Here is a 16,450-nt window from a genome sequence, read left to right on the forward strand (position 1 = left end):
CGGGTGAGGGCCCGGGCGGGATCCCGGGCGGGATCCCGGGCGCGAGCCGGTCGCACGCACCGCGGACGCACGCACAGCGGACGCACATCGGAAGCACATCGGAAGCACATACGGGTCCCGAGCGCCCGGCCAGTAGGCCGAATGGGCCTTTTCCCGGGCCTTCTCACAACCCCTGAGCCCTCTCACGGGCACCCGGCGTACGGCTCCGCCCAAACCTCCGGAGCCGTACGTACGGGGCGCGTTGGGGCGTTCGGGGGCTTCCGGTGTGCACCGGTTGTACAGAAGCTCGATGAGAGCTCCCCCTCATCCACCGTTCCTGCTCGCTCCGGTGCCCGTAGACTCCTCCCGTGACAGCCTGTGGCCCGAGGGGCAAGATGGGGACCCGGGCCGGCAAGGTGCGGTAAACAGGGAGGAAGCGCGTCGTGAGCAGCAGGCCATCCCGAGGCACTGCTCGCCTCGCAGCCATACTCGACGCCCTCCCTGACGGGCTGCTGCTCGTCAACGCCAACGGCACGGTCGTCAACGCCAACACCATCGCGCTCGAAATGTTCGAGGCGCCCGGTACCGGGCTCGTGGGCCGTGGACTTCTCGACCTGCTCGCCGAGTTCGACTCGCGGCTGATCCCCGGCTCGATGCGCCGGCCGGAGTCGGCGGACTCCCGGGGCCGGACCAAGCCGACGCGGATGGTCGCGCGCCGGACGGACGGCCAGGAGTTCCCCGTCGAGGTCACCAGCGCGAGCCTCGACAGCGGCCAGGCGGCTTACAACGACTTCCCGACCTCCTCCTTCACCGGCGACGAGCTGCTGATGCTCGTCGTGCGGGACCTCTCCGGCACCGTCGACACCGAGGCCGAACTGGCCCGTTCGCAGCGGCAGACCGAGATGATCCTGCGGGCCGCCTCCGAGGGTGTGGTCGGTACGGACACGGACGGCAGGGTCGTCCTGGTCAACCCGGCCGCCGCGCAGATCCTGGGCTTCCGCGCCAGCGACCTGGGCGGCAAGGAGCTGCACCCGCTGATCCTGCACTCGCGTGCGGAGGGCGAGCCGTTCCCGTACGAGGAGTCGCCGCTCGCCGACACCCTGCGCTCCGGGCGCAAGCACCGGGTGCGCGGACAGGTGCTCTGGTCCAAGAGCGGTGCGCGGGTGCCGGTGGACCTGACGACCGCTCCGGTACGCGACGGTGACCAGCTGGTCGGCGCGGTGATGACGTTCACCGACCGCAGGCCGTACGAGGAGCTGACCGAGCAGCACACGACCGAGGTCGCGGAGCTGACCGAGAAGCACGCCGCCGAGATCGCCGCCCTGACGGAGAAGCACACGACCGAGGTCACGGAGCTGACCGAGAGCCACACCGCCGCCGTCACGGAGCTCACGGAGAGCCACACCACCGAGGTCTCCGGCCTCACCGAGAGCCACGCCTCCGAACTGGCCGACCGCACCGAGCGGTACGCCTCCGAGATCGAGGAGCAGGCCGACCACATCGCCCTGCTCGGCGCGCAGCACGCACAGCTGACGGCCGTTCTCGGCGAGTCGCTGCGCGGCCCGCTGGAGGAGCTGCGGGGCGAACTCACCACGCTCGCCTCCGACCCCGCCGGGCAGCTCTGGCCCGAGGCGAACCAGATCCTGCACCACCTGGCCGCCGGGTACGCCCGGATGACCACGCTGGTCGACAACGTCCTGGGCTACCAGCGCCTCGACTTCGGCACGGAGACGCTCGACAAGGCTCCGGCGCCGATCGACGCGGTCGTGACGGCGGGCATCGACGGCGCGGTCGAGCTGATCGGTCCGGGGCGCGCGCAGTTCGCGGTGCACGCCCCGCCGATCGAGGCCGAGGTCGACGCGCGCCGGCTGGCGACCGCCCTCGCCCACCTGGTCGCGGACGTGGCCGGGATCGACTCCACCGGCAAGACCCGGATCGCCCCCGGCGGCGGCTATCTGGACTCGACCGTCGTGGTGGCCGCGGCGCAGCGCGGGGACGTCGTACGGATCGAGGTGCGCGGCCCGTTCGCGGGCGGCGACCCGGTGCACACGCCGATCGTGAGCGGGATCGTGCGCGCGCACGGCGGGGTGCTCCAGACCCACGAGATGCCCGGCATGGCGGGCAGCGCGTACGTGCTCGAAGTTCCGCTGGGCTCGGGTTCCGGGACGGTCCAGCAGCTGCCGCAGCAGGCCGCGCAGCAGCAGGGCGCCGTGCCGGAGCAGGCCGCGCAGCAGGAGGTCGCGGGCTTCGAGGCCGTCGGCGCTCCCGCCGTCGTCAGCGGTGGCCGGCGCAGGGCCCGCAGGTCGTCGACGGACGCGTTCCTGGAGAGCGCGCTGAGCCCGGAGGGGCCGGAGAGCCTCGCGGGCGCCGAGGGTGCGGTGCCGGTGGCGGGGTCCGCCACCGAGGGTGTCGCGGGTGCTCCCGCGGGCGCGTCGGACGAGACCGGCGGCGCCGGTCCGACCGGGCGGCGCCGAGCACGGCGGGGTCCCGCGGCGGAGGAGGAGCAGGCTCAGGAGGCACTCGTGCCCCGGCCGGGCGAGGGTTCGGGCCGCAGGCGCGGCCGTCCCAGCCCGGCGGAGACCGCCCCGGTCCCGGCGCAGTCGGCGGGTGCCCCCCGGTCCGTACCGGTACCGGCTCAGGGCGGTCCCCAGCAGCAGCCCCCAACCCCCGTTCCGGCCCAGGCCGGGCCCGCGCAGCAGCTGTCGCCCGCGCAGGAGCGTCCGCGCGGTGCCGGGCAGGCTCTCGCGCTTCCGGCGGCCGGTGGTGGCCCTTCGGAGGGCTCGGTCGTGACGGCGGCCGAGGGCGCCCAGGGCACGGGCCGTCCGCAGCGCGGGCAGACCGTGCCTCCGCAGGGTGTTCCGGCAGCTCCGCAGGGGCCGGGACAGCAGGCACCGGGCGCACAGGTCCCGGGTCGGCAGGGGCAGCCGGCCCCGGCGCAGCGGGCGCAGCAGGGCCGTCCGGCGCTGCCGGTGCGGTCCCCCGTGGTCCACGACGACGGAATCCCGCAGCCCGAGGCGCTCGCGCCGCAGCTGCAGCCCGCGGGCCGTCGCGCCCGGCGGGCGCTGGCCGCCGCGCAGGAGCGGCTGGCCGCGGAGAACGCGGGGCCGCGCACCCCGTTCGCGCTGCCGCCCGCCGACGCGGACCGGCCCGCCGAGCCCGGGGCGGTACCGGACCGGCACGACGCCACCGCCATGGGTCCCGACGAGGACCACACCCCGCTCCAGCCGCACCCGGTGTCCACCTCCCCGTCCGGCCGGCGCCGGGCCCGTGCCGCCGAGGCGGCGGGTTCACCGGAGAGCTGGTCGCGGGTCGACTCGACCGACCGCGTCGGCGGCCCGGACCCGGCCGCCCGGGCGGCGGACCACGGACACCTCGACGACGAGGCCGAGGACGACGAGGCGCCGGAGCCCGCCCTCGCGTACACGGCGGGCGCCCGCACCACCGCGGGGGCGCCGACGCCGGCCGCCACCGCCGTACCGGCCACCGCGCCCGCGGCCTCCGCGGCTCCGGCCCCCGCGGCTCCGGCCGCCGCGCCCGCCGCGCCCGAGCCGGTCTCCGGCGACGGGCCCACGGCGCACGCGACCGGCAGCACCCCGGTGCCGCCCGCCGCCGTGTCCGCGGCCCGTCGGCAGCCGCTGCCCGCCGAGATGCCGATGCCCGGCGGTTCGGACACCCAGGGGCGGGCCTTCAGCGTGCGGACCCTGGGCCAGGGCGTACCGCTCGTCCAGCACCTGGGCCACCAGCAGAACCAGACGCTCGGCGGGGCCGGCCGGCGCCGCAAGCTGTCGGCTCCCCCGGGCGCGGAAGCACCGGCTCCCGCCGCCCGGCCGCAGGGCCTTCCGCAGGTCCCCGCCCCGCAGTCCGCGCGGCCCGGCACGGGTCTCCAGAAGCCGCAGGCCCCGCAGCCCGGCGCCGCCACCTCGGCCTCCGGGCAGCTCATGGCGCAGGTCGCCGAGGGCCGTTCGTACGCCATAGGAGCACCCGACGAGGGCGCCGAGGGGCCGGAGCCGCTGGACGGGCCGGGCGGCGCGGTCGAGATCGCCAACCGTCCGCAGCCCGTACCGGTCGACGACGAGCTGCCTCCGGAGCCGCTGGACAACCCCCGGCGGCTGCTGGTCTGGCCCGCTCCCGACGTCTCGACCCAACAGGCGCTCAGCGACCGGGGCTACCGGCCGGTGATCGTGCACTCGCGCGAGGAGGTGGACGCGCAGATCGCCGCGTTCCCCGCCGCGCTCTTCGTGGACCCGCTGACCGGGCCCATCACGCGTACCGCCCTCCAGTCGCTGCGCCAGGCGGCGGTGGCGGCCGAGGTGCCGGTGCTGGTCACGGCGGGTCTGGGCCAGGCGAGCCGGGAGGCGGCGTACGGCGCCGACCCGGCCGTCCTCCTCAAGGCGCTCGCCCCGCGCGACAGCGAGCAGCACCCGCCCCGGGTGCTCGTCATCGAGGAGCGCGAGGAGATCGCGACGGCCCTCGCGCAGACCCTGGAGCGGCGGGGCATGCAGGCGGTCCGGGCGGCGACCGACAGCGAGGCGGTCGACCTGGCCGCGCGGATGCGGCCGAACCTGGTGGTGATGGACCTGATGCAGGTACGTCGCCGGCGGGCCGGGATCATCGACTGGCTGCGGGCCAACGGGCGCCTGAACCACACCCCGCTGGTCGTCTACACCTCGGCCGGACTGGACGGCTCCGAGCTGTCGCTGCTCGCTTCCGGCGAGACCGCGCTCTTCCTGGCCGAACGCTCCACCAGCGACGAGGTGCAGTCCAGGATCGTCGATCTGCTGGCGAAGATAGGGACCAACTGAGCTGACGACGGGGGGGCGGTACGGATCTCCGTACCGCCCCCTCCGCCGTACGGCCGCGCGCGACGAGCCCGGCGGGACCGGTCAGACGACCGTGACGTCCAGTTCGCCGTCCGCGTGCTGCTTGCGGATCACCTTCTTGTCGAACTTACCGACGCTCGTCTTCGGTACCGCCCCGATGACCGTCCACCGCTCCGGGAGCTGCCACCTGGCGACGCCGGAGTCGGCGAGGAACGCCTTGAGGCCGTCGAAGCCGACGGTGGCGCCCTCCTTGAGGACGACCGTGGCCAGCGGGCGCTCGCCCCATTTCTCGTCGGGTACGGCGACCACGGCGGCCTCGGCCACCTCGGGGTGGGCCATGATCGCGTTCTCCAGCCCCACGCTGGAGATCCACTCGCCGCCGCTCTTGATGACGTCCTTGGCCCGGTCGGTGAGGGTGAGGAACCCGTCGGGGCTGATCACGCCGACGTCACCGGTCTTCAGCCAGCCGTCCGCGCTGAACTTGTCCTCGGGGCGCAGGTGTTCGCCGTCGGCGCCGCCGTAGTACGCCCCGGCGATCCAGGGTCCGCGCACCTCCAGCTCACCGGCCGACTCGTTGTCCCAGGGCAGGTGTTCGCCGCCAGGGCCGACCAACCGCCCCTCCACACCGGCCGGGAAGCGGCCCTGGGTGACGCGGTACGGCCACTCCTCCTCGGGGGTCAGTCCGGCGGGCGGGTTGGCCATGGTGCCGAGCGGCGAGGTCTCCGTCATGCCCCAGGCGTGGCAGAGGCGGACGCCCAGCTTGTCGTACGCCTCCATCAGCGAGGGCGGGCAGGCGGCGCCGCCGATGGTGACCCGGGTCATCGAGGTGAGGTCGCGCGGCCGGGCGGTGACCTCCGCCAGCAGGCCCTGCCAGATGGTGGGGACGGCGGCCGCGTGGGTCGGGCGCTCCTTCTCGATCATCTCGGCGAGGGGGGCCGGCTGGAGGAAGCGGTCCGGCATCAGCATGTTCACACCGGACATGAAGGCCGCATGGGGCAATCCCCAGGAATTCACATGAAACTGCGGAACGACCGCCAAGGTGGTGTCGGCGTCCGTCAGCCCCATCGACTCGGTCGCGTTGACCTGCATCGAGTGCAGATAGATCGAACGGTGCGAGTAGACGACGCCCTTGGGGTCCCCCGTGGTGCCGGAGGTGTAACACATGGCGGCGGCCTGGCGTTCGTCGATCTCGGGCCAGGCGAAGGTGTCCGGGCGGCCCGCGATGAGCTCCTCGTAGTCGTGGACGCGCGGTACGGCCCCGTCGAGCAGGGACAGGTCGCCGGGGCCGGCGACGACCACGTGTTCCACGGACGGCAGTCGGGGCAGGAGCGGCGCGAGGAGCGGCAGCACCGAGCCGTTGACGATCACCACCTTGTCGTCCGCGTGGTTGACGACCCAGACGAGCTGCTCGGCGGGGAGCCGCAGGTTGAGGGTGTGGAGCACCGCACCCATGGCCGGAATCGCCAGGTATGCCTCGACATGGAACGAGTTGTTCCACATGAGGGTGGCGATCCGCTGGTCGCCGTCGACGCCCAGTTCGTCCCGGAGGGCGTTGGCCAGCCGGATCGCGCGGGCGCCGATCTCGGCGAAACTGCTCCGGTGCGGCTCGGGTTCGCCGGTCCAGGTCGTGACCTGCGACTTCCCGTGAATCGTCATCCCATGGGTCAGGATGCGCGTGACAGTCAGCGGTACGTCCTGCATGGTGCTCAGCACGGCGTCCTCCCGGAGGCGCTACGCGGCAGTAGGGTTCCGCTGATTCTGCGCACATACCGCGCGGTATGTCACTACTCCGGGCCATTCCAATCGGCACGCGCCCGGCCGGCCCCACCGTGCGGGCTCAGCGCGCGGGGGTCAGCTCCGGGTCCTCGCGGAGCTTGCGGAGCGCGCGGGAGACGGCGCTCTTCACCGTGCCCACGGACACCCCGAGCACCTCGGCGGTCTGCACCTCGCTGAGGTCCTCGTAGTACCGCAGGACGACCATGGCCCGCTGCCGGTCGGGCAGCTTGAGCACGGCACGCCACATCGCGTCGTGGAGCGACTGGTGTTCGGCGGGATCGGGGGCCGGGGCGGTCTCCGGCTCGGGCAGCTCGTCGCAGGCGTACTCGTCGACCTTGCGCTTGCGCCACTGCGAGGTACGCGTGTTCACCAGGGCCCGGCGGACGTATCCGTCCAGCGCCCCGTGGTCCTCTATCCGCTCCCAGGCCGCATACGTCTTGGCCAGCGCGGTCTGGAGCAGGTCCTCGGCGTCGCACGGATTCGCGGTGAGCGAGCGGGCGGTGCGCAGCAGGACGGGCCCGCGCGCCCGGACGTACGAGGAGAACGACGGGTAGGGCGGGGTGTGTCCGGCGGCGGCAGCGGGGTGCCTGAGGGCGCCCTCGCAGACTGGCGTGGTCATCTCTCCAACCTAGGAGCGAAGGCCGGGCGAGGGATCGGCCCCAGGTCCCGAAGGCTCGTCCCCCTCAGGTTGTAGGCGCCGGGAGGCGTCCACCTCCTGGGGGTGGAGGGCGCGCGGACCGGGTTCGGGGTCGCGCGCGCCCCGCGCCCCGGCCTTGTGCCCGCACCCCCGGCGGCCGGTACACGCCCCGGCGGCCCTGGTGCGGCGCCGGACGGGAACGGCCCGCGCGACGCACCGAAGTGCCGTCGCGCGGGCCGGCCGCCGGGGCGTCGGGGCCGGCGGGTCATCCCCCGGAGGTGCCGCGGGACCTCGCTCAGCCGAGCCGCAGGCTCTCCGGCGGGCCGAGGTAGACCGGGCGCAGGCCGCCGGTGTCGACCACCAGCTTCTGGACCACCACGGTCGGGTCGATCATCCAGAACTTCAGCACGTGCTCTCCCGGCCGGGTGATGACGTGCTCGGTGGCGGTGCGGTTGACGTTGTCGGACGTGGCGCGCGCCCACTGGACGTTCATGGTGCCGTCGTCCCCGCCGGTGACCGCCGTGACGTTCACCGTGGCCGGCGCCTCGTCGTCGAAGGAGACCGCGTACTTCAGGCCGTCGCCCGAGAGCGGGTTGTTCCTCGGCGAGAGGTACGCCCAGACCGTGACCGGCCCCGTGGTGAAGAGGCTCAGCGTGTACTCGAGCCGGGGCCCCCGGCCCGCCGCCTGCCGGGCCGCCGTCACCGGGAAGGGCTCCATGCCGCCCGCCGTACGGCCGACGTCGGGCAGGCGGCGCCAGCCGACCGACCCGCTGCCGACCGCGCGGCTGTAGTGCTCGGCCTCCATCGACACGTACCCGCCGGCCTCCACGAACCCCTTGAGGCCCGACTTCGGCGTCCTGGGCCGGTCGACGACGGCGGTCACGACGACGCTCGCCCCGCCGGGGCCGCTCACCGTCACCGGTATCCGGGTGACGCCCTGCGGCGCGCGCTTCCAGTCGACCCGCAGGGTGACCCGGGTCTGGGTGGTGACCCGCCCGCGCGGCCGGTCCACCACCAGCCAGGACTTCCCGGTGGTGATCCGGTAGTCGAAGGCCGCCTGCCCCCGGTTGAACACGTCGAGGTACGGGTCGGGGCCGTTGCCGTACGGGGAGAACACCGGCAGCACCGCCTCGCCCGCACCGCCGCCCGGCCACCAGTCCTCGCTGCCCTCGACGGCCACGCCCATCCCGGCCGCCCGGGGCAGCTCGATGCGCTTCACCGCCGGGTAGATCTCGTCGGCCAGCGCCACGTTGTTCAACTCGGGCTGCTGCCAAGGGGCGTTGGACCCGTACCGGTCGACGTCTCCGTACCCGATGTGCGGCTGGGTCTGGAAGCCGTCCCACTTACCGCCCGCCACCTGGGTGTTGAACCTCTTCGCCAGGGCGAAGTCGTCCGCGAGGCGGGCCTCGGCCCTCGCGGCCAGCTCGTTGGTCAGGGCCCGGCCCTGGTCCGCGTAGAAGAGGTTGGTGAACTGCGCCTCACGCAGCTCGTAGACGTTGGCGGTGGCCTCGACCTCGTACCCGACGAGCTCGAACCAGGCGTCCTGCGAGGAGGCGGGCAGGCGCTTGCCGACCTCGCGGGCCTTCGCCGCGAGCGTCCGCCAGCGCTCGGTGACCCACTCCAGTTCGCGGTGGTCCACCAGGCTGAACGGGGTCGCCCGGTCGTCGTAGACGATCGCCGAGGCGTCGGTGGCCGGGTTCTTGGCGGGGTCGAGGGTGATGCGCCGGTTCAGCAGCTCCGGCTTGCGGATCTGCTGGAGGTGCGCGTACTCGGAGAGCACCTCGGCGATCCGCTCGGCCTGCTTCTCGCCGAAGTGCTGTCGGGCGTAGCCGAGTTCCCACTCCGGAAGGCTGTCGAGGTCCCAGCGGGCCGGACTCCAGGCGTACTCCATGAAGAACTGCGTGGAGAGCTCGTTGCCCTTGAGGTCACCGACGTTGGTGACCCACAGGTTCCGGTTGCCGTACGTGTACGACTGGTTGAGCTGGTCCCACATGTTCGGCAGCGACGTGGTGTCCACCCACTTGTAGTTGCGGCCGACGCCCACGTAGTCGAAGTGGTAGTACAGGCCGTAGCCGCCGCCGCGGTCGTCGGTGGCGAGCTGGGGCAGCTTGCGGATGTTGCCCCAGTTGTCGTCGGTGAGCACCACGGTCACGTCGTCGGGGACGCGCAGACCCCGGTCCCAGTAGCGCTGCACCTCCTTGTAGAGGGTCCACACCTGCGGGACGGACTTCTCGTCGCCGGTGACGTCGGCGATGATGGCGCGCTGGCTCGCGATGATCTCGCTCATCAGCTCGATACCGTCGCCGTCCGGCAGGCTGGTGTCGCCGTTGCCGCGCATGCCGAGGGTGACCACGCCCTCGAAGTCCTGCTCCTTCATGCGGCGGATGCCGTCGGCCCAGTACGCCTTCAGCGCTTCGGAGTTGCGCCGGAAGGACCACTCGCCGGTACCGCCGTAGGGATCGTGGCCGGGGGTGGTGATGTTGCCCGCGCTGTCGCGCACGGCGGCCACCGCGTGCCGGTTCCACTCCTCGATGCCGCGCATCATGGGGGCCTCGTGCGAGGTGCCCATGACGATCCCGTACGCCGTCGCGGTGGCGTGGTTCAGCGGGTCGTCCTCGGCGAAGGCCCGGCCCCAGACCGCCGGCCAGAGGTAGTTGGCCTTGAGGCGGAGCAGCACCTCGAAGATCCGGGCGTAGAAGTCGGCGTTGAGCCCGCCCTCGAAGCCGGCCGCCTTGCCGGGACCGAAGAACTTGGGCGCCCAGGTGCCGAGCGAGGGGTTCTCGTCGTTGATGAAGATGCCGCGGTACTTCACCGAGGGGGTGCCCTGGGTGTGGCGGCCGGGACGGACGTGGATCTGGTCGCGGTGCTCCGGCACCACGTCGTCCCACCAGTACCAGGGGGAGACCCCGATGCCCCGGGAGACGTCGTACGCGCCGAAGATCGTGCCGCGCTGGTCGCTTCCGGCGATCACGAACGCCCGGTCCACGCCGGGCATCGGCCGCTCGACGACCGTCTGGAGCGACGTCTCCCACCTGCCCGCGATCCCGCTCACGTCGAGCTTGCCTGCGTCCACGAGCGCGTCGATCAGCGGGCTGCGCCCGATGGTGCCGACGATCGCGATCTCCCGCTGACCGGCCCCCGCCTTCCGCACCACGGCCGGGCGCACGCCGGTGACCCGCTCGATGTCGGACTGCAGGTCACCCACGGCCCGGATGACACCCGCGTGGTCCGCGCCGCTGACGACGAGGGGAACCGCGCGGCCCGACTTCACCAGGGTGAACCCGCCGGACACCGGGGTGAACGAGAGGTAGGCACCGGAGTCGGTGGCCCGGCCCTGCGCCCCGCCCGCACCCCGCGTCCCACCGGCACCCGTGGTGCCGAGGGGCGCCGCCAGGGCGGGTGAAGCACCGCCGAGCGAGAGAAGCGGGGACGCCAGGGCGCTCAGACCGAGGCCGAGGGCGAGAACGGACCTGCGGCTGGCGCGGCCCGGAGCGGGCGCGTCAGAAGAACCGGAGAGGCGGGGGTCCTCCTGCGAGTCCGGAATCTGCGGGCCCGGAATCTGTGATTCCACGAATGACCTCCGATAAAAGTTTCGAGAAAAGAGTCGCCACCACGGACATGAGGGAGAGTTCGCAGGTCAGGGCCTCGAACAGCGCGAACCTGGGCACCCGACACCAGGATTCCGCAGCTCACCGATCTCTCCCTTATCGAGCCAAGGCGCCCGAATACGAGGAATTCCGACATCGAGCCGCCCGGGAGCCCTACGCCTGATCGAAACATTTCGAATATGTCCCCGCAATTTTCTGGAAACCTAAAGCCCGTCTTTTCCGGCGGTCAATCCCCTTGCACCAACCGATTCCGGAAAGGGCGGCACGGAAGCGGCCCGAACCACCGGGGGAGGGGGCCGAGGGGTGCCCAGGGTCACCCTCGATCCCGTTGCCTTATTCGAACGCGTGTACGAACATGACTTCATGGCCCCCACCGACCGGCAGATCGCCACCCTGGCCCTGGCCCACGCGCTGAACGCCGCGGAGCGGGGGCTCCCCGTCATCCCGCTCACCGCCGACCGGCTCCCCGCTCTGCCTTCGCCGCACCGGGGCAGCACCGCGCGCACCGCCTGCACCGGCCACTGCGGGCGGCCCGGCCACGGGGTGCACGACGCGACCACCGACCCGGCGGCCGTCCGCGCGCTCTTCGCGGCCGCCCCGCACACCGCCGGATACGGCATCGCCTGCGGACAGGGCCCGCACCGCCTGATCGGCATCGACCTGGACGGGGACGACGACCTCGAACCGGCCGCCCGTACGGACACGGGCGCGGGTCCGGCTGCCCGTACGGACACGGGCGCGGGTCCGGGCGTGGGCGCGGGCGGGCAGTCGGACGGGGCGCTGCGCCAGCTCGCCCTCCAGCACCTCTTCGCCATCCCGCCGACCCTCACCGTGCTCACCCCGGGCGGCGGCCGGCACCTCTGGCTGACCGTGCCCCCGGAGGTCGCCGTGGCCGGCTCGGCGAGCCGCCTCGCCCCCGGCGTCGACGTCCGCGGCACCGGCGGCTACCTCATCGGCCCCGGCTCGGTCACCCCGCACGGCACCTACCGCCTCGCCCCCGGTACCGCGCACCTCCCGCCGGCCCCCTGCCCGCGCGCCCTGCTGCGCCTGCTGACACCCCCGGCCCGCCGGGCCCGCAGAACCGGAGCCGGAGGCGGGCCCGGGGCCCGTGCGCCGCGCGGCCCCGAACACGGCGAAGGGCTGGTCCACTTCGTGCTGGCCGCCCGCTCCGGGCAACGCAACACCCGGCTGTTCTGGGCCGCCTGCCGTGCCTACGAGCACGGCTTCGGCGACGCCCTCGCCCCCGCCCTCGCCGAGGCGGCCGTACGCGCCGGACTCCCCGCCCACGAGGCCCGCGCCACCCTCGCCTCCGCCGCCCGGCTGGCGGCGGACCGCTCCGAGGCCGCCTGAGGGCACCGGAGCGGCTTCCGCGGGACCCTGAGGCGGCGGCCAGGCCGAGGAGTAGGGTTCTCTCCGGTCTCCGCAGCCCGCAGGACCGGTGGACGCGAACCGCGTCACGTACACCCCGCCCCGCCCCGCAGAGATCGGCCTTCCATGTCCGCCGCAGCACCCACCGCCCGGGAGCACGGCGACACCGGGACGGCCGACCGCACCCCACACCGGGACCCCGTCGGCTCCGGCCGGTCCGCGCTCCTCGCCGTCGCCCTCTTCCTCTGCGTACGGGCACTCGGCCTCGCCGCCCTGGCCGTACGCGCCGACTCGATGGGCAAGAGCCCGCGCGTGCTGCTGTCGGAGCGCTGGGACTCCCTCTGGTACACCCGGGTCGCCGAGCACGGCTACGCCTTCACCCTGAACGCGCCGGACGGCCGCTCCCTGTCGAGCACGGCCTTCTTCCCCCTGCTCCCCTGGCTGGAGCGGTCCGTCCGCGCGGTGACGGGCCTGAGCCTGCCCGCCGCCGGACTGCTGGTCACCGCCCTCGCCTCGGCCCTCGCCGCCTGGGCGGTCTTCCTCGTGGTGCGCCACGCGTACGGCGACCGGGCCGGAGTCGTCTGCGTGGTGCTGTGGGCGGCCGTGCCGGTCGGCATCGTCCAGTCGATGGCGTACAGCGAAGCCCTCTTCACCGCCCTCGCCGCCTGGGGGCTCCTGTGCGTGCTCCGCGAGCGGTGGGTGCTCGCGGGCATCCTGGCGAGCCTCGCGGGCCTGACCCGCCCGGTCGGACTCGCCGTCACCGCGGCCCTGTTCCTCGCGGTCCGGCTCCACATCCGCTCCGGGACCGGCACCACCCGGACCCGGACGCGGGCCGTCCTCGGCTGCCTGATCGCACCGGTGGGCGCCGCCGCGTACATCCTCTGGGTGGGCGCCCGGCGCGGACACGTGCTCGGCTACCTCGACGTGCAGGACGAGTGGGGCAACGGCTTCGACGGCGGCTGGGCCTTCGCCCGCTTCCTGACCGGCGGCTCCACGGCACTCGCCGTACTCGCCCTCGCCGCCCTGCTGCTCCTGGCGTACTGGCCCCACCACATCGGCGCGAAGCAGCTCCAGCCCCCGCCGCTGATCGCCTACTCGGCCCTCGTCACCCTGCTCGCCGTCGGTGCCTCGGGCTACTTCGGCTCCAAACCCCGCCTGCTCCTCCCCGCGTTCCCCCTCCTGATCCCCCTCGCCGTCGCCCTCACCAGGCGCCGCCCCGCCCTCACCTGGACCGTCCTCACCACCCTGACCGGCGCCTCGGCGGTGTACGGCGCGTACTGGCTCACGGGGTCGGGGCCGCCGTAGGCGCGTGGCGGCGGGGAGCTGCCCGTACGGGACCGGGGAGGCGGAGCCGGCGGAATCGCGGGGTCCGGCTCAGAAGCTCCTCAAGACTTCCCGCTTCGGCTCCCCCGGGCACGGGCGGGATGCGACGTTCGTCTTCCACGCCGTACGGCACACGGCCGCACGGCGGACGACTGCCCACGGGCAGCAGAGGAGACCGACATGCTGGCAACGCTGCGCCCCGGCGAAGTGATCGTCATCGTCATCACCTTCATCGTTCTCGCGGGACTCGGAGCGCTCACCCTCCGGCGGCTCGGGGGCCGCAGGCGGTAGCCGTCCTCGGGGTCCCGGCGGGCGCGCGGAGGAACGACCGCCACCGAGCTCCTCGCGCGCCGGCCGTCACCGCACTACTTCGGGCATCCGCACGCGCAGTGCCCTGTGTCACCGGCCGGAGCGCCGGGCGTGCGCGGGGGCGGAGAGACCCCACGACGGTGGAGCCGGCATTCAAGACGCGTGCCCCGTAGTTCCATGTGGGCTTCGAGCAGCCTCAGAGCCATCTCGTGACGTGTCTGGAAGGCCAGGTGGTACGGGGTCAGGCCCTCTCGGGAGGGCTTCGCGGGGTCCGCGCCGTAGGCCAGCAGTACGGCAGTGCAGGCGGCGTTCAGCGGATCACCGCTCTGGACCGCTCCGTCCGACTCTCCGTCGATGGCCCGGAGCAGCGGCGTCCAGCCGTTGGAGCCGTCGTACTCATCCGGGTCGTGGCCGGCGTGCAGGAGCCGGGTCAGCTCCGCCAAGTCGTCCATCTCCACCGCGAGGTGGACGGGCGACATCTCGTACTGGTCCGCGTCGTCGGTCACGGCGCGATCCAACCAGGCCGGGTCCGCGCCCTCGCGTACGGGCCCGGAGAACCGGACGACCGCGGCGGACAGCGCTCACCGGCGAACACTGGCCATGCCGAAGGCCCCCGACCGATGTACCTGGTCGGGGGCCTTCAACCTGCGCGGTGGGTGTGGGATTTGAACCCACGGTGACTCGCGCCACGACGGTTTTCAAGACCGTTCCCTTAGGCCGCTCGGGCAACCCACCCCGGCCCCCGGAGCGACGGGGTCGCCGCCGGGGAACGGCCTACAGCCTAGCCGGTCAGCTGTCGCCCTTGCGCTCGCCCAGGGTGAGTTCGACGGTGGACTCCTTGCCGTCGCGCTCGTACGTCAGCGTGACCCGGTCGCCCGGCTTGTGGGTCCAGATCTCGCCGATGAGGGTCGGGCCGCTGTCGACGGGGGTGTCGTTGAACTTGGTGATGACGTCGCCCGCCTTCAGGCCCGCCTTGGCGGCGGGGCCGCCCGCGGCGACGGCGGAGGTGCTGCCGGAGCCCTGGTCGGAGATGACCGCGCCGTCGCCGTTCTCCGACATGGTGACCGTCGCGCCGATGACCGGGTAGACGGGCTGGCCGGTCTTGATGAGCTGCTCGGCGACGTTCTTCGCCTGGTTGATCGGGATGGCGAAGCCGAGGCCGATGGAGCCGGCCTGGGTCTGGCCGGACGAACTGCCGGTCGACTGGATGGCGGAGTTGATGCCGATGACCGCGCCGCTGGCGTCGAGCAGCGGGCCGCCGGAGTTGCCCGGGTTGATCGAGGCGTCGGTCTGCAGGGCGCTCATGTAGGAGCTGCTGCTGGAGGCGGAACCGTCGCTGGAGGCGACCGGGCGGTTCTTCGCGCTGATGATGCCGGTGGTGACCGTGTTCGACAGGCCGAAGGGGGCGCCGATCGCGATGGTCGAGTCGCCGACCGCCACGTTGTCGGAGTTGCCGAGGGCCAGCGGGTTCAGGCCGGACGGGGCGTTCTTCAGCTTGATGACGGCGACGTCGTAGCCCTCGGCGCGGCCGACCACCTCGGCTTCGTACTTCTTGCCGTTGGAGAAGGTCGCGGTCAGCTGGCCGCTCTCCGCCGCGGAGGCCACCACGTGGTTGTTGGTGAGGATGTGGCCTTCCTTGTCGTACACGAAGCCGGTGCCCGTGCCGCCCTCGCCGTCGCCGTTCTGGGCGTCGATCGTGACCACGCTGGGAAGGGACTTGGCGGCCACGCCCGCCACCGTGCCGTCGGCGCGCTTGAGCGCCTTGGGGGTGTCGGCGGCGCTGATCGTCGTCGAACCGGAGGAGCCGCCGTCGTTGCTGTCGGCGGCCCAGAAGCCGAGTGCGCCGCCGATGCCGCCGGCGACCAGGGCCGTCGCGGCGACCAGCGCGACGAGCCCGCCCGCCCGGCGCTTGCGGGGGCCCTTGGGGGCCTGCTCGGCGGAGGCGCCCCAGACCTCGCCGCCATGACCGCCGTCGCCGCCGGCGGCGTACGCCGGGACGGCCGGCGGGGCCGGGGGCGGCCACGAACCGGCGGGCGCGGCGGTGTGCGGCGCGGGGTACGCCGGGGCGGCCTGCGGCGCCGGGTAGGCGGGCGGAGGCGTGTGCGGCGCCGGGGTGTGCGGCTGGAGGGGCTGCGTCGCGTCGGCCGCCGGGGCGTGCGCGGGCGCCTGCGGCTGCTCCGGAGCCGGGGCGTGCGCCGGCTCGACGACCGGCTGCACCGCGGTCGGCTGCCCGGGAGCCCCGGCGGGCTCGGCCGGGGCGGCCGGTGCGGGAGTGGTGCCGTACGGTCCGGCGGGCTCGGCCGACGGGGAGGTGTCGTCGGCCCGGCCGTCCACGTACGGCGGTTCCTGGGGCTGCTCGGCGTGCGCGGCGGGCCCGGACGGGCCCTGCGGCGCCGGAGCCGCGTCTTCCTGATGCGCCGTCGCCGGTGCCTCGGACGCCGGGGGTGCCTCCCGGCGGGGGTCCTCAGGAGCGGCGGCCGGCACGGGAGGTGCTGACGGAGCGGGCGGTACGGCGGGGACCGCGGCGCCCTCGTGGCCCTCGTTCTCGGTGCTCACAGCTCTTTACTCCTCGGTTCCACTCGGCGTTCGGCAAGAGATCCGCTCTGCAGTGTCTGGGCCCAAGCTTTGCC

Annotated in this window: 8 protein-coding genes and 1 tRNA gene; 3 read left to right on the forward strand and 6 right to left on the reverse strand. The window is 73.7% G+C overall.

Translation table 11 applies throughout. The annotated features are described in order from the left end of the window. Positions 1 to 422: 422 nt before the first annotated feature. Positions 423 to 4,781, forward strand: coding sequence for a PAS domain-containing protein (locus OG599_RS16550; RefSeq protein WP_327176739.1), 4,359 nt, complete (start codon positions 423 to 425; stop codon positions 4,779 to 4,781). A gap of 81 nt (positions 4,782 to 4,862) precedes the next feature. On the opposite strand, the gene OG599_RS16555 is transcribed toward OG599_RS16550, so the two are convergent. From OG599_RS16555 to OG599_RS16565, 3 genes are all read right to left on the reverse strand, one after another. Continuing rightward, positions 4,863 to 6,512: a long-chain fatty acid--CoA ligase gene (locus OG599_RS16555; protein ID WP_327176740.1), complete on the reverse strand. Its 1,650-nt coding sequence runs from the start codon at positions 6,510 to 6,512 to the stop codon at positions 4,863 to 4,865. Between the two features lie 124 nt (positions 6,513 to 6,636). Next, on the reverse strand, positions 6,637 to 7,194 hold the full coding sequence (locus OG599_RS16560; protein ID WP_327176741.1) for a SigE family RNA polymerase sigma factor: 558 nt from the start codon (positions 7,192 to 7,194) through the stop codon (positions 6,637 to 6,639). A 313-nt stretch (positions 7,195 to 7,507) separates the two neighbouring features. After that, the gene (locus OG599_RS16565) at positions 7,508 to 10,783 is read right to left on the reverse strand and encodes a glycosyl hydrolase 115 family protein (protein ID WP_442809441.1); all 3,276 of its coding nucleotides are present in this window, start codon (positions 10,781 to 10,783) and stop codon (positions 7,508 to 7,510) included. Positions 10,784 to 11,183: 400 nt separating this feature from the next. Between OG599_RS16565 and OG599_RS16570 the strand changes: the two genes are divergently transcribed. Next, positions 11,184 to 12,170 carry a bifunctional DNA primase/polymerase gene (locus tag OG599_RS16570; protein ID WP_327176742.1) on the forward strand — a complete coding sequence of 329 codons (987 nt, stop codon included), beginning with the start codon at positions 11,184 to 11,186 and terminating at the stop codon, positions 12,168 to 12,170. 144 nt (positions 12,171 to 12,314) lie between these two features. Then, a complete protein-coding gene (locus tag OG599_RS16575) occupies positions 12,315 to 13,493 on the forward strand; it encodes a hypothetical protein (RefSeq protein ID WP_327176743.1) in 1,179 nt (392 codons plus the stop codon). A 383-nt stretch (positions 13,494 to 13,876) separates the two neighbouring features. Here OG599_RS16575 and OG599_RS16580 read toward each other — a convergent pair whose 3' ends face one another. From OG599_RS16580 to OG599_RS16590, 3 genes are all read right to left on the reverse strand, one after another. Next, entirely contained in the window at positions 13,877 to 14,326 is a 450-nt protein-coding gene (locus OG599_RS16580; protein WP_327176744.1) for an ankyrin repeat domain-containing protein, read from the reverse strand. Between the two features lie 144 nt (positions 14,327 to 14,470). Next, positions 14,471 to 14,555, reverse strand: a tRNA-Ser gene (locus tag OG599_RS16585). A 54-nt stretch (positions 14,556 to 14,609) separates the two neighbouring features. Continuing rightward, the gene (locus tag OG599_RS16590; RefSeq protein WP_327176745.1) at positions 14,610 to 16,376 is read right to left on the reverse strand and encodes a S1C family serine protease; all 1,767 of its coding nucleotides are present in this window, start codon (positions 16,374 to 16,376) and stop codon (positions 14,610 to 14,612) included. Between the last annotated feature and the right edge of the window lie 74 nt (positions 16,377 to 16,450).

The sequence above is a fragment of the Streptomyces sp. NBC_01335 genome (assembly GCF_035953295.1).
Classification (GTDB): Bacteria; Actinomycetota; Actinomycetes; order Streptomycetales; family Streptomycetaceae; genus Streptomyces.